Source organism: Pseudomonas sp. yb_9, from assembly GCF_043103635.1.
Lineage (GTDB): Bacteria > Pseudomonadota > Gammaproteobacteria > Pseudomonadales > Pseudomonadaceae > Aquipseudomonas > Aquipseudomonas monteilii.
In genome coordinates, this window is sequence record NZ_JBICKA010000103.1 from 1 (window position 1) to 20874 (window position 20874).

The 20874-nt window shown below is 61.1% G+C and carries 25 protein-coding genes; 12 read left to right on the plus strand and 13 right to left on the minus strand.

What is annotated here, in order from left to right:
• Positions 1 to 213, plus strand: a 213-nt coding sequence (locus ACF8MI_RS25175) for a hypothetical protein (RefSeq protein ID WP_392518040.1), incomplete at its 5' end; no start/stop codon positions are given.
• A 314-nt stretch (positions 214 to 527) separates the two neighbouring features.
• Here the strand turns inward: ACF8MI_RS25175 and ACF8MI_RS25180 are convergent.
• Both ACF8MI_RS25180 and ACF8MI_RS25185 read right to left on the minus strand, forming a co-directional pair.
• On the minus strand, positions 528 to 764 hold the full coding sequence (locus ACF8MI_RS25180; RefSeq protein WP_060499304.1) for an Arm DNA-binding domain-containing protein: 237 nt from the start codon (positions 762 to 764) through the stop codon (positions 528 to 530).
• A gap of 157 nt (positions 765 to 921) precedes the next feature.
• The gene (locus ACF8MI_RS25185) at positions 922 to 1596 is read right to left on the minus strand and encodes a polysaccharide lyase family 7 protein (protein WP_156866797.1); all 675 of its coding nucleotides are present in this window, start codon (positions 1594 to 1596) and stop codon (positions 922 to 924) included.
• A 246-nt stretch (positions 1597 to 1842) separates the two neighbouring features.
• Between ACF8MI_RS25185 and ACF8MI_RS25190 the strand changes: the two genes are divergently transcribed.
• Positions 1843 to 2163, plus strand: coding sequence for a DUF1654 domain-containing protein (locus ACF8MI_RS25190; protein WP_156866796.1), 321 nt, complete (start codon positions 1843 to 1845; stop codon positions 2161 to 2163).
• Positions 2164 to 2201: 38 nt separating this feature from the next.
• On the opposite strand, the gene ACF8MI_RS25195 is transcribed toward ACF8MI_RS25190, so the two are convergent.
• Positions 2202 to 3026, minus strand: coding sequence for a S24 family peptidase (locus tag ACF8MI_RS25195; protein WP_060499301.1), 825 nt, complete (start codon positions 3024 to 3026; stop codon positions 2202 to 2204).
• 164 nt (positions 3027 to 3190) lie between these two features.
• On the opposite strand from ACF8MI_RS25195, the gene ACF8MI_RS25200 reads away from it, so the two are divergent.
• Positions 3191 to 3505: a hypothetical protein gene (locus tag ACF8MI_RS25200; protein WP_060499300.1), complete on the plus strand. Its 315-nt coding sequence runs from the start codon at positions 3191 to 3193 to the stop codon at positions 3503 to 3505.
• 76 nt (positions 3506 to 3581) lie between these two features.
• On the opposite strand, the gene ACF8MI_RS25205 is transcribed toward ACF8MI_RS25200, so the two are convergent.
• Both ACF8MI_RS25205 and ACF8MI_RS25210 read right to left on the minus strand, forming a co-directional pair.
• Positions 3582 to 3764 carry a hypothetical protein gene (locus tag ACF8MI_RS25205; RefSeq protein WP_392518044.1) on the minus strand — a complete coding sequence of 61 codons (183 nt, stop codon included), beginning with the start codon at positions 3762 to 3764 and terminating at the stop codon, positions 3582 to 3584.
• A gap of 94 nt (positions 3765 to 3858) precedes the next feature.
• Positions 3859 to 4203 (minus strand): hypothetical protein, encoded by a 345-nt coding sequence (locus tag ACF8MI_RS25210; protein WP_060499298.1) that lies wholly within the window; start codon positions 4201 to 4203, stop codon positions 3859 to 3861.
• 161 nt (positions 4204 to 4364) lie between these two features.
• Between ACF8MI_RS25210 and ACF8MI_RS25215 the strand changes: the two genes are divergently transcribed.
• Complete coding sequence (locus tag ACF8MI_RS25215) at positions 4365 to 5186, plus strand: shikimate 5-dehydrogenase (RefSeq protein WP_200928545.1); 822 nt, start codon at positions 4365 to 4367, stop codon at positions 5184 to 5186.
• A gap of 126 nt (positions 5187 to 5312) precedes the next feature.
• Here the strand turns inward: ACF8MI_RS25215 and ACF8MI_RS25220 are convergent, their stop codons facing one another.
• The 3 genes from ACF8MI_RS25220 to ACF8MI_RS25230 all read right to left on the minus strand — a co-directional run bounded on the left by ACF8MI_RS25220 (position 5313) and on the right by ACF8MI_RS25230 (position 6765).
• Positions 5313 to 5555 carry a hypothetical protein gene (locus tag ACF8MI_RS25220; protein ID WP_019099472.1) on the minus strand — a complete coding sequence of 81 codons (243 nt, stop codon included), beginning with the start codon at positions 5553 to 5555 and terminating at the stop codon, positions 5313 to 5315.
• A gap of 97 nt (positions 5556 to 5652) precedes the next feature.
• Positions 5653 to 6180, minus strand: coding sequence for a lactoylglutathione lyase (gene gloA, locus ACF8MI_RS25225; RefSeq protein ID WP_060499290.1), 528 nt, complete (start codon positions 6178 to 6180; stop codon positions 5653 to 5655).
• Between the two features lie 225 nt (positions 6181 to 6405).
• Entirely contained in the window at positions 6406 to 6765 is a 360-nt protein-coding gene (locus tag ACF8MI_RS25230) for a histone-like nucleoid-structuring protein, MvaT/MvaU family (RefSeq protein ID WP_060499289.1), read from the minus strand.
• A 361-nt stretch (positions 6766 to 7126) separates the two neighbouring features.
• Here ACF8MI_RS25230 and ACF8MI_RS25235 point away from each other — a divergent pair, with 361 nt between their 5' ends.
• Both ACF8MI_RS25235 and cobF read left to right on the plus strand, forming a co-directional pair.
• Entirely contained in the window at positions 7127 to 8416 is a 1290-nt protein-coding gene (locus ACF8MI_RS25235) for an OprD family porin (RefSeq protein ID WP_060499288.1), read from the plus strand.
• A 67-nt stretch (positions 8417 to 8483) separates the two neighbouring features.
• Entirely contained in the window at positions 8484 to 9227 is a 744-nt protein-coding gene (gene cobF, locus ACF8MI_RS25240; protein WP_060499287.1) for a precorrin-6A synthase (deacetylating), read from the plus strand.
• 53 nt (positions 9228 to 9280) lie between these two features.
• Here cobF and ACF8MI_RS25245 read toward each other — a convergent pair whose 3' ends face one another.
• The gene (locus tag ACF8MI_RS25245; protein WP_060499286.1) at positions 9281 to 9631 is read right to left on the minus strand and encodes a response regulator; all 351 of its coding nucleotides are present in this window, start codon (positions 9629 to 9631) and stop codon (positions 9281 to 9283) included.
• A gap of 247 nt (positions 9632 to 9878) precedes the next feature.
• Here ACF8MI_RS25245 and ACF8MI_RS25250 point away from each other — a divergent pair, with 247 nt between their 5' ends.
• From ACF8MI_RS25250 to ACF8MI_RS25270, 5 genes are read left to right on the plus strand one after another with little or no spacing between them, the layout of a single operon-like run.
• Positions 9879 to 13346 carry a response regulator gene (locus ACF8MI_RS25250; protein ID WP_200928544.1) on the plus strand — a complete coding sequence of 1156 codons (3468 nt, stop codon included), beginning with the start codon at positions 9879 to 9881 and terminating at the stop codon, positions 13344 to 13346.
• A complete protein-coding gene (locus tag ACF8MI_RS25255; protein WP_019099468.1) occupies positions 13343 to 14164 on the plus strand; it encodes a protein-glutamate O-methyltransferase CheR in 822 nt (273 codons plus the stop codon). Before ACF8MI_RS25250 ends, ACF8MI_RS25255 begins: the two co-directional genes overlap by 4 nt.
• Positions 14161 to 14736, plus strand: coding sequence for a chemotaxis protein CheB (locus tag ACF8MI_RS25260; RefSeq protein WP_104835070.1), 576 nt, complete (start codon positions 14161 to 14163; stop codon positions 14734 to 14736). Before ACF8MI_RS25255 ends, ACF8MI_RS25260 begins: the two co-directional genes overlap by 4 nt.
• Positions 14730 to 15956, plus strand: a complete 1227-nt coding sequence (locus ACF8MI_RS25265; RefSeq protein WP_060499283.1) for a hybrid sensor histidine kinase/response regulator — start codon at positions 14730 to 14732, stop codon at positions 15954 to 15956. Before ACF8MI_RS25260 ends, ACF8MI_RS25265 begins: the two co-directional genes overlap by 7 nt.
• 44 nt (positions 15957 to 16000) lie before the next feature.
• The gene (locus tag ACF8MI_RS25270) at positions 16001 to 16378 is read left to right on the plus strand and encodes a response regulator (RefSeq protein ID WP_060499282.1); all 378 of its coding nucleotides are present in this window, start codon (positions 16001 to 16003) and stop codon (positions 16376 to 16378) included.
• A gap of 109 nt (positions 16379 to 16487) precedes the next feature.
• On the opposite strand, the gene ACF8MI_RS25275 is transcribed toward ACF8MI_RS25270, so the two are convergent.
• Genes ACF8MI_RS25275 through ACF8MI_RS25285 form a run of 3 tightly spaced genes read right to left on the minus strand, consistent with a single transcriptional unit; the run spans position 16488 to position 19128 of the window.
• On the minus strand, positions 16488 to 17069 hold the full coding sequence (locus tag ACF8MI_RS25275) for a TetR/AcrR family transcriptional regulator (protein WP_104835068.1): 582 nt from the start codon (positions 17067 to 17069) through the stop codon (positions 16488 to 16490).
• 12 nt (positions 17070 to 17081) lie between these two features.
• Entirely contained in the window at positions 17082 to 17930 is an 849-nt protein-coding gene (locus tag ACF8MI_RS25280; RefSeq protein WP_060499280.1) for a 3-hydroxybutyryl-CoA dehydrogenase, read from the minus strand.
• Positions 17931 to 17943: 13 nt separating this feature from the next.
• The gene (locus ACF8MI_RS25285; RefSeq protein ID WP_060499279.1) at positions 17944 to 19128 is read right to left on the minus strand and encodes an acetyl-CoA C-acyltransferase family protein; all 1185 of its coding nucleotides are present in this window, start codon (positions 19126 to 19128) and stop codon (positions 17944 to 17946) included.
• 168 nt (positions 19129 to 19296) lie between these two features.
• Here ACF8MI_RS25285 and ACF8MI_RS25290 point away from each other — a divergent pair, with 168 nt between their 5' ends.
• Complete coding sequence (locus ACF8MI_RS25290) at positions 19297 to 20307, plus strand: AraC family transcriptional regulator (protein ID WP_060499278.1); 1011 nt, start codon at positions 19297 to 19299, stop codon at positions 20305 to 20307.
• A 43-nt stretch (positions 20308 to 20350) separates the two neighbouring features.
• Here the strand turns inward: ACF8MI_RS25290 and ACF8MI_RS25295 are convergent, their stop codons facing one another.
• Entirely contained in the window at positions 20351 to 20788 is a 438-nt protein-coding gene (locus tag ACF8MI_RS25295) for a carboxymuconolactone decarboxylase family protein (protein ID WP_060499277.1), read from the minus strand.
• Between the last annotated feature and the right edge of the window lie 86 nt (positions 20789 to 20874).

The window sequence follows — 20874 nt, forward strand, 5'->3', positions numbered from 1 at the left end:
TCTGCGGATCGTGCTCTGTTGCCGGAAGAGGCTTTTGGACTTCAGGGCGTGAAGGCGATGAGCTGGTGGTCTGAGGCGAGCGATACCAATTTTGATACCACTGATGGGGAAATGAGGGGGCATGGAGGGGTATTTAACCCAATGAAATCAACCCCTTGCCACCGCCAACCCCCCCCAAAAAAACTGCATGGTGATGTTGGCGGCAAGGGATGAGGATTGGTGACGGAAACCGCTGTATGTGCGTACAGCCAGCTCGTACCAATTTTTGTACCAATGGCTGTGTTTTCCAGTGGGATGCAGTGTGGTGGTATGGGCTGGAAGGCCCGTAAATACGGGCTTTCCTCACTTTCGAAAACTCGCCAAACCCCAAAAAACATCTGTGGAGTATGGCCCAAACGCTGTCGAATGCCTTATGACTAAAGGGCGCAAGGTGAAGGAAATTTAATCCTGTAGCGGAGCAGAGCCTGATTTCAGGCGCACGGCCGCGCTGGCCGCTGGGCGCGGCCATGATCAGGTCGGATAACAAATCAGTCGGTACGCAGGATGGGAAACAGCTCTTTTGGGTTGCGTGATTCGGCGTTCATCAACGTGCACGCTGCCGCCGCTTCGGACTTGTTGATATAGCCCCGTTTGAGCCGCTGTTTTTCCTGGTTGTCGTAGATGTCGAAGCCGCCCGAAGTGGTAGCGGCATAGAACCGGTTACCGATGCGGAAAGAGTCACCTTCCACTGGCACGGCAGGGATAATGACGAATCGTGATTGCATGTTTCGCGCCTCCCCAGGCAGACAGTTAATTATTAGTCTGGGAGCGGGAAGGCAACAATATGACTCATCGAGACTAATCACTGGCGTGGCGTGTCACGGCGACCCGGCGCAACCCGTGACGGGCAGGGCGCCGAGATGCCTTTAGGGCTTGCATCGATCAGCGGTGGATCAGTGACAGTTCGCTGATGATGCAGACCGAGCCGTCATCGGCCGGTGTTGTATCGGTGTAGTCAACCTGGTTGTAGATGCCGCCGTGAAACTCGAACACGCGTGGCGCCCAGGTACTGTCGAGTTGCAAATTGCCTGACGAGCCGGAAACACCGTTGTATTTGGCCGTTACGTTGACCACGCCGGCAGACGTGGTGTGGATGCTGACGATGAACCTGCCTCCCAGCGGCACGCCTTTCAGCAGTGTCGAGTTCACCGGGTCGGCCTGGTTGTAGGTGCGCCGAAACCCCAGCGTGATGTTGCCCTTGTTCCAGAACACCTTCACTGGCGGGCTATCGTCCCCGCGCACGTGCATCTGGGCGATGACCACCTTCTGTGCAGCGTTGACCTTGGTCAGCGTCATGGTTTGGTAGTTCCAGTGATCCTGGGCGCTGGCCAGTGTCCACTCCTCGGTTTCCGTCCACTCGCAGCGGGTCCTGTGGGTGCTTTTGCTTGAGGCGCCTTTGGTGGGGGCTGAGAACTGGATCGAACCATCGCTGAGCACCTTGACGATGCTCGGGTAACTGGCAATTGCTTCAGCACCGTTGAGTTCGAGTGCAACGGGGTTGGACGAGGATACGGCTACCGGCGTAGCGATGATGAGCTTGCTGATGTCTACGGTCATGAGAACTCCTGACGCAAAGCTAGGATTGGCTGGGGGCTCTGGCGGACGTGTTTGCGGCTGCGGGATAAAAATTAGCCACAAGCTAAATTTTAGTCAATAGCGTAAGGCTAAATAAATTTCGCTTTGCGCAAAATTACCCAATGGCGAAAATTTTCAGCGGTGGGGGCTTTACGCTGGATTTTGCGGTGAGATAAGCTTTTCTAAACAACTGTACAAATATACAGATTTCAGAGTGAGAATAGGCCTATGCACATGCAGTCAACTTCCCGGCAGCGTCAGGCAATGACCGGAATCGAGCGTCTTAGCCTGCGGGTGTCGTCCATGATCAACCACCCGGTCGCGCAGACCCAGCGCTGGGTGGTGGTGCATCGCCTGAATACCGACGGTGATGCGGAGTGGGAGGAGGTGATGGGCCTGTTGTCCGAAACGTCCGAGTTGGACCTTACGTTCAACGATGACGAGAGCGTTACCGTACGTTGGGCGCGCAGCAGTGTGGAGGAGCGCGACGACTTCATCGTTGAGCAGGACAGCAAGGCGGAGGAGGTGGAAGCGCAGGCGCCATTCTGAGCATCATGAAAAGCCCGCCTGGGTGGCGGGCTTCGGCGTTAAACCAGGTGTGCATTCCACACCAGCAGCACCCGGGCCTGGATGTAGGTTTCTTCGCGGCGGATCATGCGGTCCTTGTGCCGTGAGTTGTCGGAGATCATCTCGAAGTGGTCCTCATCAGCGATTTGCAGCCGCTTGATGTAGATGTGATCGCCCCAGGAAAAGAAATAGATCCCGTCGCCCACGAAATCCCGGATGCTCACATCCACGATCAGCGGGTCACGGTGCCTGATGGTCGGTTCCATTGACTGGCCCCAGCCGGTCACCATCTTGAGGTGGTGGTGTTCAGTGAATTCCACGCCCAGCTCGCGAAGATGGCTAGGGCTGACGCGAACGTCCTTGAACATTTCCGGGTAATCGTGGGGGATCTGGCCACCGCCCATGGCGGCCCGCACGTCGTAGTGGGCAATCCATACTTCATCACCCACCAGGCCAGGGCGAACAAGCTCGGCCTTCCCCCGTGTGGCGTCCAGCGGCTCTTCAGCTGCGGCCAGCAACCGCTGCCGAGTTTCTTCGGGGATGCCTTTGCCACTTCTGGCAAGCATCTGCTTGACCAGGTCGGCCGCAGAAAGTTTGCCGTCGACAATTTCGACTGGCAGCTGCACCGGGTCACCTGTCGACAGTGCGTCGAACCACCCGCGTGGCAGGCCTTCGATGCCCTCGATTCGGCGGGCTACGTCATCGCCCAGGTTTTTTGCGGTCTTGTCAGAAAGGATCTGGCTCAGGTGTGCAGGCGCCATCCCCCAGCGTTCTGCGCAGGATCCCTTCCTCTGGCTGCCGATCAATTTGACCAGGTTGTGCTTGCGAATGTCGTAGATGTCCATAGGGCAAAGCATGCCAGTCTTTAGCTTGCTGCTAAATGTGCGCACGGCTAAATTGCCTCTTGTGATGAAATTAGCTGTAGGCTAAATTAAAGCGGCAAACAAGGAAAGCCAGCGAGACACTTTTCTCCAGGGCTCATCACTTCATCATTGGTAATGAGGTTCACATGGATCCGACCGACCTCGGCCCAGGCACAGTCACTTGGCTGAGCGGTACGGGCACGGTGTTGCTAGGTGCGTTTCTGTGGCTGCGCAAGTGGTTGTCCAGGGATGCGGCCGAACGTGCGATGGACAGCGCGGATGTTGCAGTTATCCGCCGCCTGACCGAGCTGCTGGACATCGAGCGCGATGCCCGCCGAGAGGCAGAAACCAAAGCGGACCAGCTGGCCAGGGAGCGCAACGAGCTGGTGCTGACGGTAGGGCGGCTTCAGGGCAAGATCATGGTGCTGAGCAGCCAGCTGAGCCGTAGCTCGCAACGCTGAGGCGGCCCAGGCAAAAAAAAGCCCACCATCTTGGTGGGCCATAAGGGCGTAGGGAGCAACGCACAACAAATTCGGGTCAGGCAACCAAGGTGCCGGGTTGCAACTGTGCAACCAGTGCCTGGGCCGAGGCCAGTGTCGGCATCGGGCCGCTCACGGCTTCACCGTTGCGTACCAGGTACCAGCAAGCCAGCTGGCCCTGCTCACGCAGTGAGGCGGGGACGGCGCTGCCAACGACGGACATGATATGGATAGTGGCCATGGGGACCTCCTGCAAGACATGGCACTACCATACGCAGCCGCCGGGGCGGTTTGAAATCAACGTGCTCAATAGTGGTCATTAGTTCTATCAACCCTTACCAGCGCGGCGGGCCGTAATACACCGGCGGCGGGCCGTAGTAGGTGCGGTAGCCCGGGGGCGGTGGTGCTGGTGCGTAGTACGGCTGGTAATACACCGGCTGCGGTGGTGGTTGCACATAGACTGGCGGCGGGCCGTAATAGACCGGCTGGCGTTCGACATACACGGTGCGGTCACGTCCGCCATACACCGTTGCCCCGACCACCGCGCCGACCACCGCCGCGCCCAACAGCGGGCCCGGCCCATACCAACCGCCGCCGCCATGGCCGCCATGCGCAGCAGCAGGCCCGCTGACGGCCAAGGCACCAATCAGCAAGGCAACTCCGGGAATGAGACGGTTCATAACGCAACCTCGCAGGGAAACCCCTCGTTCGGGGCCTTACTACTATGACTCCGGTCTTCGTCAGCTGAGCACAGGGAAACGGTAAAGGTTATGTAAGGGACGACGAGTGGTTGCCTCTGATACGCTGAAAAAACGTTTCAGCTATGAAAAAGGAGCAGGTTATGTCGACAACTCCAAGCAAGGACACTGTACTGTGCATCTCCCTGGCCGGGCGCCCCGGCACCTTCGGCGTGCGTTTTCACAACCACCTGTACCAGCAGTTGGGCCTGGACTTCTATTACAAGGCCATGCGCACGGATGACCTGCCAGCCGCCGTGGCAGGTATCCGCGCATTGGGGATCCGCGGGTGTGGCGTGTCGATGCCGTACAAGGAGGCCTGCATGGCCCTGGTCGACGAAATCGACCCGTCGGCTGCGGCCATTGAATCGGTGAATACCCTGGTCAACACCGAGGGGCACCTGAAGGCCTACAACACTGACTACCTGGCTGTCCGCCAGTTGCTGGCACAGCATAAGGTCGACCCGGGCACTGCCTTTGCCCTGCGCGGCAGTGGTGGCATGGCCAAGGCCGTGGCCAGTGCCTTGCGCGATGCCGGCTTTGCCGAGGGCTTGATCGTTGCGCGCAACGAGCAAGCCGGGCGCCAGCTGGCGGATACTTGTGGCTATCGCTGGGTACCGGACCTGGGCGATATCTGCCCGCCGATGCTGGTGAACGTGACGCCAATCGGGATGGCGGGTGGACCGGAGGCCGAAGAACTGGCGTTTTCCGAGCTTGCCATTGCAGCGGCGGAGCGGGTGTTCGATGTGGTGGCGATGCCGGCGCAAACCCCGCTGATCCGCCGGGCGCAGGCGTTGGGCAAGCCGGTCATCACGGGGCTGGAGGTGATTGCCTTGCAGGCGCTGGAACAGTTTGTGCTGTACACCGGGGTAAGGCCAACGCGGTCGCAGGTGGATGCGGCGGTGTCGCACGCCCGGGATATCTAGTGACTCCTGTATTGGTCTCTTCGCCGGCAAGCCCGCTCCCACAGGTACTGCACACATTTCAGGTTGTGTGATTTCCCTGTGGGAGCGGGCTTGCCGGCGAAGAGGCCAGTACAGGCAATCAAGGGATCAAAACACCTTGTGCCCCTCATCCAGCTGCTGGTCAACCAGGGCCCGGCCGTGAGCCAGCGACACATGCTGCGCATTCTCAAGGTCCGAGAAAAACTTCATTGGCATCGACATGCGCCTGCTGGTATGCCCGTCAGGGGCGGTGATCAGGCAGCCGGCGGCATAGGGCAGGGGAGAGTCGGGGTGGGGCATCACGCTGGCGGTGATGGTGTGCTTGCGGTATTCACAGTGAAGAGATTGCATCGTCCTTACCTCGCTGTGGCATGTGAAGCAGTTACCTTCATATACCACAGCAAGGGGCCGGGAGTTCCCGGCCCGACGAGCGCACGGCGATGAACGCTTAGCCTTCGAGTTCGGTTGGCTGGATCACTTCCACCCAGTAACCGTCCGGGTCCTTGACGAAGGCCAGGTAGTTCATGCGCCCGTCCTGCAGGCGTTTCTGGAACGGTACGTCCAGCGCTTCGAAGCGTGCACAGGCGGCGCGCACGTCCGGCACCGAAATGCAGATGTGGCCAAACCCGCGCGGGTCGGTGTTGCCGTTGTGGTAGGTAAACCCGGCATCGTTTTCGGTGCCGTGGTTGTGGGTCAGCTCCAGTACGCCAGGGATCGACTTCATCCACTGATGGCGTGCGGCGTCATCGGCAGGGATCTGCGCCGGGTCGACCAGGGCCAGGAAGTACAGGCTGAAAGCGGCTTCGGGGAAGTCGCGCTTGTCCACCAGGCGAAAGCCCAGCACGCGGGTGTAGAAGTCCAGCGATTTCTCGATGTCCTTGACCCGCAGCATGGTGTGGTTGAAGACGAACTGGGCGGTGGCGGTGTCTGGCTGGGCGGTGACGCCAGGCAGGGTTTGCAGATCGTGCAGGCTCATGGGAACTCCTGAGACGGGGCCGGGGCAAGGGCGCCGGCAAAACGGACAGGCTGGCCATGATACGGCAGTGCGCCGATAGCGCAAATGAAAGCGCCCTGCACAAGGCAGGGCGCTGGAATTAGAGGCCCGCATGTGCGGGCGCGTGATGGGGTCGCTAGTCCTTTAGCTGTCTCGATACTGAGCCAGTCCTTGTGAAAAAAGTGTGAAGTGCGCGTGGACGTTTCATCAGCGTACCCAGCTGTCTACCGTCGCGGCGCCGTACTGTTCTTTCCAGGCCTTGAGCCCGCGGTGGTTGCCGCCTTTGGTCTCGATTCGCTCGCCGGTGTGCGGGTTTTGATACACCTTCACCACGCGTGGGCGGCGCTGTTGCTTGGGCGCGGCGCCAGATACCCGGGTCACGGCTTTCGGGTCGAGGATGGCGATGATATCGCGCAGGCTCTTATCATAGCTTTTCATCAGGCCGACTAGTTTCTGCTCGAATTCGATTTCGCGTTTTAGGCCGGCATCCTTTTTCAACGCTTCCAGTTGCGCCATCTGTTCCTGGAGCGCTTTTTCGGCAGCACGAAACTCTGCAAGTCTGGACACTGTAATCACTCCTGTACGTCGGTCGTGGGAGGGCGTGACGAACATTGAGGAAGAATGAAAACGCCGGCCACGCGGGTGGGTTCTGCTGTTCGCTGATATCGAGTGTAGTCATTCATGGGTACTGGGTAAACTGCTAACTTTTTGTAAGTAATTTGGGAACTTTCCTAGTTTTGCGCGCGTTATTTCGCCGGTTTTCTGCGGCGACCTGCCGGGACGCTTAGACCATGGTCCAATGGCCCGTGCCAGAGCCTTTGCGCGATCATTTCAGATGATGGTCGGCTATTGTTCTGGCCTGTCGCAGTACCGTGACCAACGCGTGCCACAGGTTGTTAACCCGTTTTTATTCTGGATGTTTCCTCGCATGTTTGCCCCTTTCCCCCTCGCCCCCGGGCGCCGTGTTGCCGGCCTGTTCCTGTTGTGTGCCGGCGTCAATGCCCAGGCCGCCGGTTTTCTGGAAGACAGCAGTGCCAAGCTTGAAGCACGCAATGTCTATTTCAACCGGGATTTTCGTGACGGCCACAGCAGTTCCAGCCAAGGTGCGTCCAAGCGCGAAGAGTGGGCACAAGGCTTCATCCTCAATGTGCAGTCGGGTTATACCCAAGGCCCGGTAGGTTTTGGTGTGGATGCACTGGGCATGTTCGGCTTCAAACTGGATTCCAGCCCGGCCGACAGTAACAGTGGTTTGCTGCCGTCTTCCGGCCACGACCCACGGCACTCGGCCGACCAGTACGCGAAGATGGGCCTGGCGGCAAAGGTCAAGGTCTCCAACACCGTGCTCAAGTACGGTTCGATGATGCCGGATATGCCGTTGCTCAAGTACAACGATGGTCGCCTGCTGCCGACCATGTTCCATGGCGCCATGCTCACCTCTGAAGAACTGCACGACCTGAAGTTCACCCTGGCTCGCCTGAACAAATACACCGCCCGGGATTCCACCGACCGCCAGGACATTCGCGTGCACTGCAAGAACAAGCGCTATGCCTGCGATATCGAAGCCGACCACTTCGACCTGGCCGGTGTCGATTACCGTTTCAACGAGCGCTTCAGCGCCCAGTACCAAGTGGCCAAGCTGGAAAACATCTACCGCCAGCACTTCCTCGGCCTGGTGGTCAGCCAGCCGCTGGCAGTCGGCAGCCTGTCGGCCGATCTGCGCCTGATCAAGAGTGACGACATCGGCAATGCCCGCGCTGGCGCAATCGACCACCGCGCCTTCAGCGGTATGCTCGGCTACAGCCTGGGTGGCCACAAGCTCAGCGCCGGCTGGCAGCGCATGTATGGCGACAGCGCCATGCCGTACCTGGATGGCAGCAACCCGTACCTGGTCAACTATGCCCAGGTCAACGACTTCGCTGCCGCCCAGGAGCGTTCCTGGCAAGTACGCTATGACTATGACTTCAAGGCGCTGGGCGTGCCCGGCCTGACCTTCTTCACCCGTTACATCAACGGCGACAACATCAAGGTGCCGGGCAGCACGGCCGAAGGTAAGGAATGGGAACGCGACACCGAGTTCAAGTACCAGGTGCAAAGTGGCACGTTCAAGGATGTCAGCGTACGCCTGCGTAATTCCACTTACCGCAGTAACTACGAGAAGTGGGCGCGTGACATGGACGAAACACGGGTAATTGTCAGTTATAACTTCTCGATGTTCTAAGCGATCGCTTTGCCAAATACCAGCTGCCAACTGACAATGGCGGCTGGTTCCCGCAAAGGGCAGGGCAATGAAAAACCTGTTGTTGATCGGCATCGGCCCGGGTGACCCGCGCCAGGTTACCTATGAGGCCGTCGATGCGTTGCGAAAAGCCAGTGTGTTCTTCGTGCTCGAAAAAGGTAGCGACAAGGATGAACTGGTGCGTCTGCGCAAAGGCATTCTGCAGCGCTACCGGCCCGAGGGCGGCTATCGCCTGCTACAAGTAGCCGACCCTTTGCGCGATGCCCGGGCGGACGATTACCTGGCTGCGGTACAGGGCTGGCACCGGCAGCGGGCTGCGCTGTATGCGCAGTTGATCGAACAGGAAATTGACGACGGCGAAACCGGCGCTTTTTTGCTGTGGGGCGAGCCGACCCTGTACGACAGCACCCTGCGCGTACTCGATCTGGTCCGAGAACGTGGCCTGGCGCTACGCCTGCAGATAGTCCCTGGCATCAGCAGTGTGCAGGCGCTGGCTGCGCGTCATCAGGTGCCACTCAACCGCATTGGCGAGCCGCTGACCGTGCTACCAGGGCGGCGCCTCACCGGGCAGGGGCCAATCGACAACGTGGTGGTGATGCTCGACGGGCAGTGCGCGTTTGCCCAGCTGGATGATCCAGCGTTGGTCATCTACTGGGGCGCTTACCTGGGGACCGAGGATGAAGTGCTGATTGCTGGGCCGTTACAGGCGGTGAAGGCGCAGATTCTGGAAGTGCGTGAGCGGGAACGGCGGCGCAAGGGGTGGATCATGGATACCTACCTGTTGCGCAGGTAGTTGTGAGGTGTATTGCCTGTGCCCGCGAATAAGCCGGTACAGGCAACCCTATCTCAAACCGGGCCGAGGATGGCCACCACCTTGTCCCGCAACTGATCGATACTGAACGGCTTGCCGATCATGTGCATGCCCTCGGGCACATTGAGGCTGTCTGCATAACCGCTGGCGAACAGTACAGGCAGTAGAGGGCGCAATTCGCGCGCCTTGCCGGCGAGCTCTTCGCCACGCATGTCCGGCAAACCCACATCGGTCATCATCAGTGCCAGCGCCTGGCTCGCGTCTTCGAGCACCCGCAGGGCGGCTGCGGCGTCTTCTGCCTCGATCACTTCGTAGCCCAACTCATCGAGCACTTCGACCATCAGCATACGAACGATGTCGTCGTCTTCGACTACCAGAAGGTGCATGGTACGGGTCCTGTGCAATGAATGTCTTTAATCTGTGCACCGGGCGGCACCAGAAGTTCCCGAGGATACCGATCCATGCAATCAGATGGAACGATTGGCGCACGCCACCTTCAAATACTGGCTAAATGCCCTGCCAGACCTGCCAAAGCTGGTTAGACTCGCTTAACAGGACGGCGCAGTGGCAGACAACTATAACGATTGATCAGCCACGCTTTTCAATGGACTTTTCTTGCTTGGGCCCTTTCACATGATGCAATCAGCCTTGATGGACCAACGAAGCTTTCGCAAGCTGTTGAGCCGCAACATCGGTCTCCCGCTGGGGGTGGGCCTGCTGGGTGCCGTGGCCTTTGTCGCGGTGATCAACTACCTGCTGTCGGCCATGCAGTGGGTTGAGCATACCGACCGGGTGATCGGTAATGCCAACGAAACGGTCAAGCTGTCGATCGACATGGAAACCGGCATGCGCGGCTTTCTGATCACTGGAGACGAGCGTTTCCTCGACCCCTACGAGGTGGCCAAGCCGCGTATTCTGGCCAGCTTGCAGAGCCTGCGCGGCATGGTCGAGGACAACCCGCAGCAGGTCGACCGCATTGATCGGCTGATTGCCCTGCAGCAAGCGTGGAATACCTTCGGCAGTGAGATGATCAACCTGCGCCGCAACCAGGGCGATTACCAGGGGTCGATCGGCAATGGTCGGGGCAAGCGCCTGACCGACGAGATCCGTAAGGAATTCGATGGCCTGATCGGCACCGAGCAGCAACTGCGCATGGCACGCAACGAAAAGGTCAGCAGCGTTACCGTCACCGCCATTTCAGCCTTTTTGCTGTTCATCGTCGGCCTCAGCGCCTTGTTGGCTTATCTGGGGCGGCGCGACCTGCTGGCGTTGTCGAACAGCTACGAAGAGAACTTCAAGGCCCAGCAACGTGCAGCCGAGCGCCTGGAACACCAGGCCTGGCTGCGCAATGGCCAGACCCAACTGGCCGAACAGGTGCTGGGCCAACTGACCCTGCCCATGCTCGGTGACAACATCCTACGCTTCTTTGCCCGCTACCTGGGCAGCGTGGTGGGGGCGGTGTATGTGCGTGACGAACACGGGCGCCTGGTGCGTGTGGCCACCTATGGCCTGGACGCTGAAGAGCAAGCCCGGGAACAGGTGAAAGGCGATCATGACGGCCTGCTGGCTCAGGCCGTACGTGAAGGCCGACTGCTTTGCCTTGAGGAACTGCCTGAAGACTATTACCGCTTGAGTTCCGGCCTGGGCAGCGGCCTGCCACGCAATGCCTTGCTGATGCCGGCGATTGATGGCGGCCATATCAACGGTGTGGTCGAGCTTGGCTTTCTGCGCCCCCTGGAGGCGCGTGATCACGAAATGATGGAACGCCTGGGCGGTAACCTCGGCATTTCCATTGAAAGTGCCCGCTACCGCCAACGCCTGCAGGAAGTGCTGGCCGAAACCCAACAGCTGAACGAAGAGCTGCAAGTGCAGCAGGAAGAGCTGAAAACCGCCAACGAAGAGCTGGAAGAACAATCCCGCGTGCTCAAGGAGTCTCAGGCCCACCTTGAAATCCAGCAGGCGGAGCTGGAGCAGACCAACGAGCAGTTGTCCGAACGCACAGAGGCGCTGGACCTGAAGAACGACGAGCTGATGCAGGCTCAGGACGAACTGCAGGCGCGCGCCGACGAGCTGCAGCGCTCGAGCAAGTACAAGTCCGAGTTCCTGGCCAATATGTCCCACGAGCTGCGCACGCCGCTGAACAGCTCGCTGATCCTGGCCAAACTGCTGTCGGAAAACGCCGAAGGCAACCTGAGCGATGAACAGGTCAAGTTCGCAGATTCGATCTACTCGGCCGGCAATGACCTGCTCAACCTGATCAACGACATTCTCGACATTGCCAAGGTCGAGGCCGGCAAGCTCGAAGTGCGCCCTGAAAGCACCCAGGTGGAACGCCTGGTTGAGGGCCTGCGCGGCATGTTCGAACCGCTGGCCGGGCACAAGGGGCTGGCCTTCGAAGTAAACGCTGAACCGAATGTACCCGCCACCCTGTTCACCGACCGCCAGCGCCTGGAGCAGATCCTCAAGAACCTGCTGTCCAATGCCATCAAGTTCACCGAGCGTGGCCAGGTGAGCCTGAACATCGGTTACCAGGCTGGCACTGGCATTGTCTTCGCTGTGCGCGATACTGGCATCGGCATTGCCGCCGACCAGCAGCAGGCCATTTTCGGTGCCTTCCATCAGGTCGACGGTACCAGCAACCGCCGTTACGGTGGCACCGGCCTGGGGCTTTCGATCTCGCGCGACCTGGCGCATTTGCTGGGCGGGCAGATCAGCGTTGACAGCAGCCCTGGCAAAGGCAGTGTGTTCAGCCTGATCCTGCCAGAGCACTACGAAAGCGTGGGGCACAGCGTGGAGCCCCTCAGCCTGCGCCCGGCGGTCGACACCCTGCCGCCTGCCCCTCAGGTGCCGGTGGCGGCAGCGCCAAAACGCCCGTTGCCGGCGTTTGACGACGACCGTGAGGGCGCGCCGTTCGGCAACCGCTGCATCCTGGTGATCGAAGACGAACCCAACTTCGCCCGCATCCTCTTCGACCTGGCCCATGAACTGGGTTACAGCTGCCTGGTGGCGCAGGGCGCCGACGCAGGGTTCGAGCTGGCCGCCCAGTACATCCCCGATGCGATCCTGCTGGACATGCGCCTGCCCGACCATTCGGGCCTGACGGTATTGCAGCGCCTCAAGGAGCAGGCCTGCACCCGGCACATCCCGGTGCATATCATTTCTGTCGAAGACCGGGTCGAGGCCGCCATGCACATGGGCGCTGTCGGCTACGCGGTCAAGCCCACCAGTCGCGACGAGCTCAAAGAAGTGTTCGCCCGCCTGGAGGCCAAGCTGACCCAGAAGCTCAAGCACATCCTGCTGGTGGAAGACGACGACCTACAGCGCGAAAGCATTGCCCGCCTGATTGGCGACGACGACGTCGAAATCACGGCCGTGGCCATGGCCCAGGACGCCCTGGAACTGCTGCGCGAGAACATCTACGACTGTATGATCATCGACCTCAAGTTGCCCGACATGCTCGGTAACGAGCTGCTCAAGCGCATGACCGCCGAAGATATCCGTTCCTTCCCGCCGGTGATCGTGTATACCGGTCGCAACCTGACCCGCGAAGAAGAAGCCGACCTGCTCAAGTATTCGCGTTCGATCATCATCAAGGGCGCTCGCTCGCCGGAGCGCCTGCTGGACGAAGTCACGCTGTTCCTGCACAAGGTCGAGTCGCAGTTGTCCAATGAACGCCAGCGCATGCTCAAGACCGCACGCAGCCGCGACAAGGTGTTCGAAGGCCGCAAGATACTGCTGGTGGACGATGATGTGCGTAACATTTTTGCCCTCACCAGTGCCCTGGAGCACAAGGGCGCGATTGTGGAAATCGGCCGCAACGGGCGTGAAGCCATCGAGCGCCTGGAGCAGCATGACGACATCGACCTGGTGCTGATGGACGTGATGATGCCGGAAATGGACGGCTTCGAAGCCACCCGCCTGATCCGCCAGCAACCGCGCTGGCGCAAGCTGCCGATCATCGCCGTGACCGCCAAGGCCATGAAGGATGACCAGCAGCGTTGCCTGCAGGCCGGGGCCAATGACTACCTGGCCAAACCGATCGACCTGGACCGCCTGTTCTCGCTGATCCGTGTATGGCTGCCGCAACTGGAGCGAATTTGACTAGCGAACGTAACACCGACATCGAGATCCGCTTGCTGATCGAGGCCATCTACCTCAAGTACAGCTACGATTTCCGCAACTATTCCGGCGCTTCGATCAAGCGCCGGATCCTTCACGCGCTGCGCCAGTTCGACTGCCTGACCGTGTCGGCGCTGCAGGAGCGCGTGCTGCACGACCCGGGCATGTTCATGCAGTTGCTGCAGTACCTGACGATCCCGGTTAGCGAAATGTTCCGCGACCCGGGGCACTTCCTGGCGCTGCGCAACGAAGTGGTGCCGTTGCTGCGCACCTGGCCTTCGATCAAGGTGTGGATTGCGGGCTGCAGCACGGGTGAGGAGGTGTACTCCATGGCCATCCTGCTGCGCGAGGAAGGCCTGTTGGAGCGCACCATCATCTACGCCACCGACATCAACCCGCATTCGCTGGACAAGGCCAAGCAGGGTATCTACTCGATGCAGAGCATGCGCGAGTACGCCGAAAACTACCGCATCGCGGGCGGGCGCAGGGACTTTTCCGAGTACTACACGTCGGCCTACGGCAACGCCATCATGGACAGCACCCTGCGTGACAACGTGACCTTCGCCGACCATAGCCTGGCCACCGACAGCGTGTTTTCCGAAACCCAGCTGGTGTCGTGCCGCAACGTGCTCATCTATTTCAACAAGGAACTGCAAGACCGCGCCCTGGGCCTGTTCCATGAATCCCTGTGCCACCGCGGCTTCCTGGTGCTGGGCAGCAAGGAGTCGGTGGACTTTTCGGCCTACAGCGACCGGTTCGAGCCGCTGGTCAAGCCTGAACGGATCTACCGCAAATCATGAACGGCATACGCGCGGTGGTGATCGGCGCCTCGGCGGGCGGCGTGACGGCGTTGTTCACCGTGCTCGGCGCGTTGCCCGCCGGCTACGGCATCCCGGTGGTGTGCGTGCTGCACCTGCCGGATGACCGCGACAGCCAGTTGGCCGAGGTGCTGCAACGGCGTTTGCAGCGCCCGGTGTGCGAGGCTCGCGACAAGCAACCGCTGAAGCCCGGGCAGGTGTATGTGGCAGGGCCTGGCTACCACTTGTCGGTGGAGCGCGACTTCACCCTGTCGCTGAGCCAGGAGCCACCGCGGCATTTTTCCCGGCCATCGATCGATTTCCTGTTCATGTCGGCGGCTGACGCCTACGGTGACGGCCTGCTTGGCGTGTTGCTTACCGGTGCCAATGAAGATGGCGCCGAAGGGCTTGCCTACATCAAGAACAGCGGGGGGCGGACCATCGTCCAGGACCCCCGTGACGCACAGGTTGCGCTGATGCCTGAGGCCGCCCTGGCCCTGCACCAGCCTGACCATATACTTTCTCTGAGTGGCATCGAGCAGTTGCTCGCCGCCCTGGAATCCAGCGCATGCTAAGCCACACCATCGCCAAACTGTTGATTGTCGACGATCTGCCGGAGAACCTGCTGGCCCTCGACGCCCTGATTCAGGGCGAAGGCCGCGAGGTGCATCAAGCCCAGTCTGCAGAGGCCGCATTGTCGCTGCTGCTCGAACACGAGTTCGCCCTGGCCATCCTCGATGTGCAAATGCCAGGCATGAACGGCTTCGAGCTGGCTGAGCTGATGCGTGGCACGGAAAAGACCCGCAACATTCCCATCGTCTTCGTCACCGCAGCCGGGCGTGAGATGAACTATGCCTTCAAGGGCTACGAAAGCGGGGCGGTGGACTTCCTGCACAAGCCGCTCGATACCCTGGCGGTGAAGAGCAAGGTGTCGGTGTTCGTCGACGTGTACCGCCAGCGCAAGGTACTCGACCGCCAGTTGCAGGCGCTGGAGCGCAGCCGCCAGGAGCAGGAACTGTTGTTGGCCCAGTTGCAGACGGCGCGAGGCGAGCTGGAGCATGCCGTGCGAATGCGGGATGACTTCATGTCGATCGTCGCCCACGAGGTTCGCACGCCGCTCAATGGGTTGATCCTGGAAACCCAGCTGCGCAAGATGCACCTGGCACGCGGCAACCTTGCAGCGTTCAGTGGCGAGAAGCTGCAGGCGATGGTCGAGCGCGATGAACGGCAGATCAATAGCCTGATTCGCCTGATCGAAGACATGCTCGATGTGTCGCGTATCCGCACCGGCAAGCTGTCGCTACGGCCCAAGACCTTCGACTTGAGCCAACTGGTAGGTGGCCTGGTGGAGAATTTCGCTGCCCAGGCCACTGCTTTGGACACGCGTATCGAGCTACAACGTTGCGAACCGCTGCACGGTGAGTGGGACGAATTTCGCATTGAACAAGTGGTGGTCAACCTGTTGTCCAATGCTTTGCGATATGGTGAGCGCAAGCCGGTGCAGGTGCGGGTGTTCGAACAGGACGGCCTGGCGTGCGTGCAAGTGCAGGACCAGGGTATCGGCATTGGTGCGGCCAACCAGCAGCGCATTTTCCAGCAGTTCGAGCGGGTGGCCACCCAGCAAGCCAGCGGCGGATTGGGCTTGGGGTTGTTTATATCGGAACAGATCGTGCAGGCCCATGGCGGGTGCATCCGGGTCGACAGTGAAGAGGGCAAGGGGGCTACGTTTACCTTGCAACTGCCGTTGGCAACCTACGAACAACAAAACGACCAGGCGCGGGCAACCTCTGCATGAGCCTGGGGTCTGATGGCCAACTGTAAGCATTTCAAGGCGTTAACATGAGTGAAGATGCACAAGATGTAGTGCTGATCGTCGAGGATGAACCGGCGATTCGCATGATTCTGCGGGATTACCTGGCGGGCGAGGGGTATCACGTGCTGGTGGCCGAAGATGGCGAGCAGGCGTTTGCCATCCTGGCCAGCAAGCCGCACCTGGACCTGATGGTGACGGATTTCCGCCTGCCGGGTGGTATCTCCGGGGTGGAGATTGCCGAGCCTGCGGTGAAGTTGCGGCCGGACCTGAAGGTGATCTTCATCAGTGGCTACCCGGCGGAGATTCTCGAATCGGGCAGCCCGATCACTCGCAAGGCACCGATCTTGGCCAAGCCGTTTGACCTGGATACCTTGCACGAGCAGATCCAGGCACTCCTGCGATAACTGAGTTGGCTTTTTCGCGGGCAAGCCCGCTCCCACAGGTACGCCACAGATTTCAAGCACAGTGGAGGTCCTGTGGGAGTGGGCTTGCCCGCGAAGAGGCCGGCACAGGCTACCGCAAGGTTCGCTCAATACCCCCTACCAACATACTCTCCATCAACCCCAGCCCCTGCTCCTCAGGCAGCGCCTTCAACATCCCCGGCAACTGGTTAAGCAGCGTCGCCACCACATGCGCCGTCGCCACCAGGGCTTCCCCTTGCAGCTTCGCCTGCGGTGCAATCAGCCTCAGCAGCCCCGCTTCATAACGCGAACGCAACAACGCCAAACGCGCCCGCTGTTCGTCACTCAGGCAGCACAAATCCCGCTCGGCCAGCCGAAACTGCATGGGCCGCTCGGCATGCAACTGCCAGTGCGCCGCAATCAGGCAGCTCAACGCCGAGGCCCCACGCGCCATGGCCCGGCGGCCCTGGTCCAGGGTGGCCTGCAGTTCCTCGTACAACTCCTCGATCAGGTCGTACAGCAAGTCCTGCTTGCTCGGGAAGTGATGGTACAGCGAGCCTGCGGTCAGCCCCACATGGGCCGCCAGCTCGCGCATGCTGACCTGGCCAAAGCCCTTTTCGGCAAACAGCGCCATGGCCCGGTCACGTCGCTCTTCAAAATTGGCACAGCGCATTGCGGCATTGACCGGGGGCATGGCGCAGGGCCCTCAATAGGTGAAGAAGCCGCGACCGCTCTTGCGCCCCAGCCAACCGGCCGCGACCATTTCCTTGAGCAGCGGGGCAGGGCGGTATTTGCTGTCGTTGAAGCCCTCATGGAAGGCCTCCATGATCGCCAGCAGCGTGTCCAGGCCAATCAGATCGGCCAGGGCCAGTGGGCCGATGGGCTGGTTGCAGCCCAGGCGCATGCCGGTGTCGATGTCCTCGGCACTGGCCAGACCCTCCTGGCGCACGAAGATCGCTTCGTTGATCATCGGCACCAGGATGCGGTTGACCACGAAGCCCGGGCGGTTGCCGGCGGTGATCGGTGTCTTGCCGACCTTTTCGGTCACCACCAGCGCCTGGGCATAGGTGCTGTCGCTGGTCTGCAGGCCGCGAATGATCTCCACCAGCGCCATCATCGGCACCGGGTTGAAGAAATGCACACCAATGAAACGCTCGGGGTGATCGATGCTGGCAGCCAGCTGGGTGACCGACAGCGACGAGGTGTTGGTGGCAATCAGGCAGTCGGCAGCGACGTTGGCCGCCACCTGCTGCAGGATGCGTTGCTTGAGCTGCAGGTTCTCGGTCGCGGCCTCGATCACCAGCTGTGCACCGTTGAGCTGGCTATAGTCGGTGCTGGTGCGAATGCGGGCTTTGGCGGCTGCGGCGTTGTCCGCATCCAGGGTGCCTTTGTTGACCTGGCGCTCGAGGTTTTTGCTCAAGGTGGCCACACCACGCTCCAGTGCTGCGTCGGACACGTCCACCAGCAGCACCTGGTAGCCGGCCACTGCGCACACCTGGGCAATGCCGTTGCCCATGGTGCCGGCGCCGATCACGGCGATTTGTTCAATGCTCATGTGTCAGCCTCCCTCAGACGCGTTCGAAGACCACGGCAATGCCTTGGCCGCCACCGATGCACATGGTGGCCAGCGCGTAGCGGCCCTGGATGCGCTGCAGTTCATGGATGGCTTTGGTGGCGATGATCGCGCCCGTGGCGCCCACCGGGTGGCCCAGGGAAATGCCCGAACCGTTGGGGTTGACCTTTTCCGGGTCGAAGCCCAGCTCGCGGGCCACGGCGCAGGCCTGGGCGGCGAACGCTTCGTTGGACTCGATCACGTCCAGGTCCTGCACCTTCAGGCCGGTCTTTTCCAGCACCTTGCGGGTGGCCGGGATCGGGCCCAGGCCCATCAGCTCAGGTTCGACACCGGCGTGGGCGTAACCCACCAAGCGGGCCAGCGGCTTCAGGCCCAGGCGGCGTACGGCGTCGCCCGTCGCCAGCACCAGGCTGGCGGCGCCGTCGTTGATGCCGCTGGCGTTGCCGGCGGTGACGGTGCCGTCTTTCTTGAACACCGGCTTCATGCCGGCCAGTTGTTCAGCGGTCACTTCGCCACGCACATGCTCGTCGACACTGAACTGCACGCTGCCTTTACGGGTTTTCAGCTCCAGCGGCACGATCTGGCTGTCGAAGCGGCCTTCGGCAATGGCGCGGGCGGCGCGGCGCTGGCTGGTCAGGGCCAGTTCGTCCTGCATTTCGCGGGTGATGCCGTGTTTGGCCGAGACGTTTTCGGCGGTGATGCCCATGTGGAAGTGCTGGAACGGGTCCTGCAGCACGCCGACGGTGTAGTCGATGCCTTGCAGGTCACCCATGCGCGCGCCCCAGCGTGCCTGTGGCAGCAGGTATGGGCCACGGCTCATGGATTCGGCACCGGCTGCAACGGCCACGTCGGTGTCCCCCAGCAACAGCCCCTGGGCTGCCGAAACGATGGCCTGCAGGCCCGAGCCGCACAGGCGGTTGACGTTGAACGCCGGGGTTTCCTTGGGGATGCCGGCGTTCATTGCTGCCACACGGGCCAGGTAGGCGTCACGCGGCTCAGTGGGGATTACCGTGCCCATCACCAGATGGCCAACGTGATCGGCGGCCAGGCCCGAACGCTCGATGGCAGCACGGGTAATGGTGCTGGCCAGGTCGGCCAGCGGCAGGTCCTTCAGGGAGCCGCCAAAGCCACCAATGGCTGAACGGACGGCACTGACGACGTAGATTTCTGCGTTGCTCATAGGGGCTCCGATTGCGAAGGCATGGCGGGACCGGGCCAGGCTCTGCGAGAATGGCCGGCGGTCCCGGAGTGGGATCGAGTCTAGGCAAAGGCTCTGTTGCAGCCTATGCCGGAACTGTTCAAACAACCTGGCACTTTTTGCCACTCAGCATAGACAGCGAAAACCGCCATGCGCGATAGCGATTCGGTCGCCGTGTACTTTCTCAACGCCATGCTCCATGCCCTGCGCGACAACCCCGCCGAGCGTGATGCACAGCTGCGTGCCGTGGGCATCGACCCACAGCTGCTGGAACAGCCCCAGGCCCGCGTGCCGGCCAGGGCCTTCGCCCAGCTTTGGCTGGCGATGATTCAACGGCTGGACGACGAGTTTTTCTGCCTCGATAGCCATGGCATGCCGTTGGGCAGCTTCGCCCTGATCTGCCGGGGCTTGATACTTGAACCGAACCTGGAAAAGGCCTTGCGCCAATGCATGGGCGGCTTCGGCCTGTTTCTGCGCGACCTGCGTGGCAGCCTGACGGTCCGTGGCGGGCGGGCGCTGATCAGCGTGCAGTCGAACATCGCCGACCCGCTGACCCGGGTGTATGCCGAGGAAACCTATTTGGTGCTGATGATCGGCATGCTGTGCTGGCTGGCCGGGCGGCGCATTGCCATCGACCGTACCGAGCTGGCGGTGTCGCGCCCGGCCCAGGAGGACGACCTGCTGCTGTGGGGGCCAGACTTGCGCCTGGGCAGCGGCCGTACCGAGGTGGAATTCGACAGTGCCTACCTGCGGTTGCCGGTGGTACAGGACCTGCCAGCCTTGAAAACCTTTCTGCGCACTGCGCCACAGGGGCTGGTGATTCGCTTTCGTAACCAGAACGGGCTGGTGGCCGAGGTGTACCGGCGTTTGCGCGCACTGCGTTATGGCCAGTGGCCGACATTGGCGGCGCTGGCGCAGCAGCAGGGGGTCAGCGCCAGTACCTTCCGCAGGCAGTTGGACCGGGAGGGGCGTTCGTATCAGCAGATCAAAGACGAAGTACGCCGGGCGATGGCCTTCGAGCGCTTGCGCGAAGGGGTGTTGAGCATCGCCGAAATCGCCGAGCAGGCGGGGTTCCAGGAGCCCAGTGCATTCCACCGTGCGTTCAAGAAGTGGACCGGGCAGAGCCCCGGGAGCTATCGGGCGCGGTTGACTGGGCGTTGATGTGTCACCTGTGGTGGCCTCTTCGCGGGCTACCGGTTAATGATCAGGACGGCACCATGGCAAACCCGACACCAAACCGGTTCCAGGCATTGATGGTGGCAATCGCCAAGGTCAGGTTGGCCACCTCGGCCGGTTCGAAATGTGCCTGCAAGGCTTCATATTCCCCCTGCGGCGCCCCATGCTCAGGCAAGCGGGTCAGGCTCTCGACCCAGGCCAGTGCCGCACGTTCACGTGGGGTGAAGTAGGTGGTCTCACGCCATACGCTCAACGTCTGCAAGCGCGCCTCAGTCTCGCCGGCCTTGCGTGCATCGTTGGCATGCAGGTTCACGCAGTAGGCGCAGCCGTTGATCTGCGATGCCCGCAGGCGCACCAGCTCCAGCAGGGAACTCTCCAGGCCGCTCTTGGCCAGGGCCTGTTCCAGGCCGACCATGGCTTTGTAGGCTTCGGGGGCGTGCTTGGCCCATTCGATACGGTTGTGCATGGCTGTCTCCAAAGGATATGGGGTGGGAATGGCACTACTGTAGCGCCGCCCTTTGGCCACCCCCGATAGCCAATCCCGCGCATATG

Coding starts and splice junctions, on each gene's coding strand:
- ACF8MI_RS25180 (WP_060499304.1), bottom strand. CDS start 764: ATGCAATCACGATTCGTCATTATCCCTGCCGTGCCAGTGGAAGGTGAC.
- ACF8MI_RS25185 (WP_156866797.1), bottom strand. CDS start 1,596: ATGACCGTAGACATCAGCAAGCTCATCATCGCTACGCCGGTAGCCGTA.
- ACF8MI_RS25190 (WP_156866796.1), top strand. CDS start 1,843: ATGCACATGCAGTCAACTTCCCGGCAGCGTCAGGCAATGACCGGAATC.
- ACF8MI_RS25195 (WP_060499301.1), bottom strand. CDS start 3,026: ATGGACATCTACGACATTCGCAAGCACAACCTGGTCAAATTGATCGGC.
- ACF8MI_RS25200 (WP_060499300.1), top strand. CDS start 3,191: ATGGATCCGACCGACCTCGGCCCAGGCACAGTCACTTGGCTGAGCGGT.
- ACF8MI_RS25205 (WP_392518044.1), bottom strand. CDS start 3,764: ATGGCCACTATCCATATCATGTCCGTCGTTGGCAGCGCCGTCCCCGCC.
- ACF8MI_RS25210 (WP_060499298.1), bottom strand. CDS start 4,203: ATGAACCGTCTCATTCCCGGAGTTGCCTTGCTGATTGGTGCCTTGGCC.
- ACF8MI_RS25215 (WP_200928545.1), top strand. CDS start 4,365: ATGTCGACAACTCCAAGCAAGGACACTGTACTGTGCATCTCCCTGGCC.
- ACF8MI_RS25220 (WP_019099472.1), bottom strand. CDS start 5,555: ATGCAATCTCTTCACTGTGAATACCGCAAGCACACCATCACCGCCAGC.
- gloA (WP_060499290.1), bottom strand. CDS start 6,180: ATGAGCCTGCACGATCTGCAAACCCTGCCTGGCGTCACCGCCCAGCCA.
- ACF8MI_RS25235 (WP_060499288.1), top strand. CDS start 7,127: ATGTTTGCCCCTTTCCCCCTCGCCCCCGGGCGCCGTGTTGCCGGCCTG.
- cobF (WP_060499287.1), top strand. CDS start 8,484: ATGAAAAACCTGTTGTTGATCGGCATCGGCCCGGGTGACCCGCGCCAG.
- ACF8MI_RS25245 (WP_060499286.1), bottom strand. CDS start 9,631: ATGCACCTTCTGGTAGTCGAAGACGACGACATCGTTCGTATGCTGATG.
- ACF8MI_RS25250 (WP_200928544.1), top strand. CDS start 9,879: ATGATGCAATCAGCCTTGATGGACCAACGAAGCTTTCGCAAGCTGTTG.
- ACF8MI_RS25260 (WP_104835070.1), top strand. CDS start 14,161: ATGAACGGCATACGCGCGGTGGTGATCGGCGCCTCGGCGGGCGGCGTG.
- ACF8MI_RS25265 (WP_060499283.1), top strand. CDS start 14,730: ATGCTAAGCCACACCATCGCCAAACTGTTGATTGTCGACGATCTGCCG.
- ACF8MI_RS25270 (WP_060499282.1), top strand. CDS start 16,001: ATGAGTGAAGATGCACAAGATGTAGTGCTGATCGTCGAGGATGAACCG.
- ACF8MI_RS25275 (WP_104835068.1), bottom strand. CDS start 17,069: ATGCCCCCGGTCAATGCCGCAATGCGCTGTGCCAATTTTGAAGAGCGA.
- ACF8MI_RS25280 (WP_060499280.1), bottom strand. CDS start 17,930: ATGAGCATTGAACAAATCGCCGTGATCGGCGCCGGCACCATGGGCAAC.
- ACF8MI_RS25285 (WP_060499279.1), bottom strand. CDS start 19,128: ATGAGCAACGCAGAAATCTACGTCGTCAGTGCCGTCCGTTCAGCCATT.
- ACF8MI_RS25290 (WP_060499278.1), top strand. CDS start 19,297: ATGCGCGATAGCGATTCGGTCGCCGTGTACTTTCTCAACGCCATGCTC.
- ACF8MI_RS25295 (WP_060499277.1), bottom strand. CDS start 20,788: ATGCACAACCGTATCGAATGGGCCAAGCACGCCCCCGAAGCCTACAAA.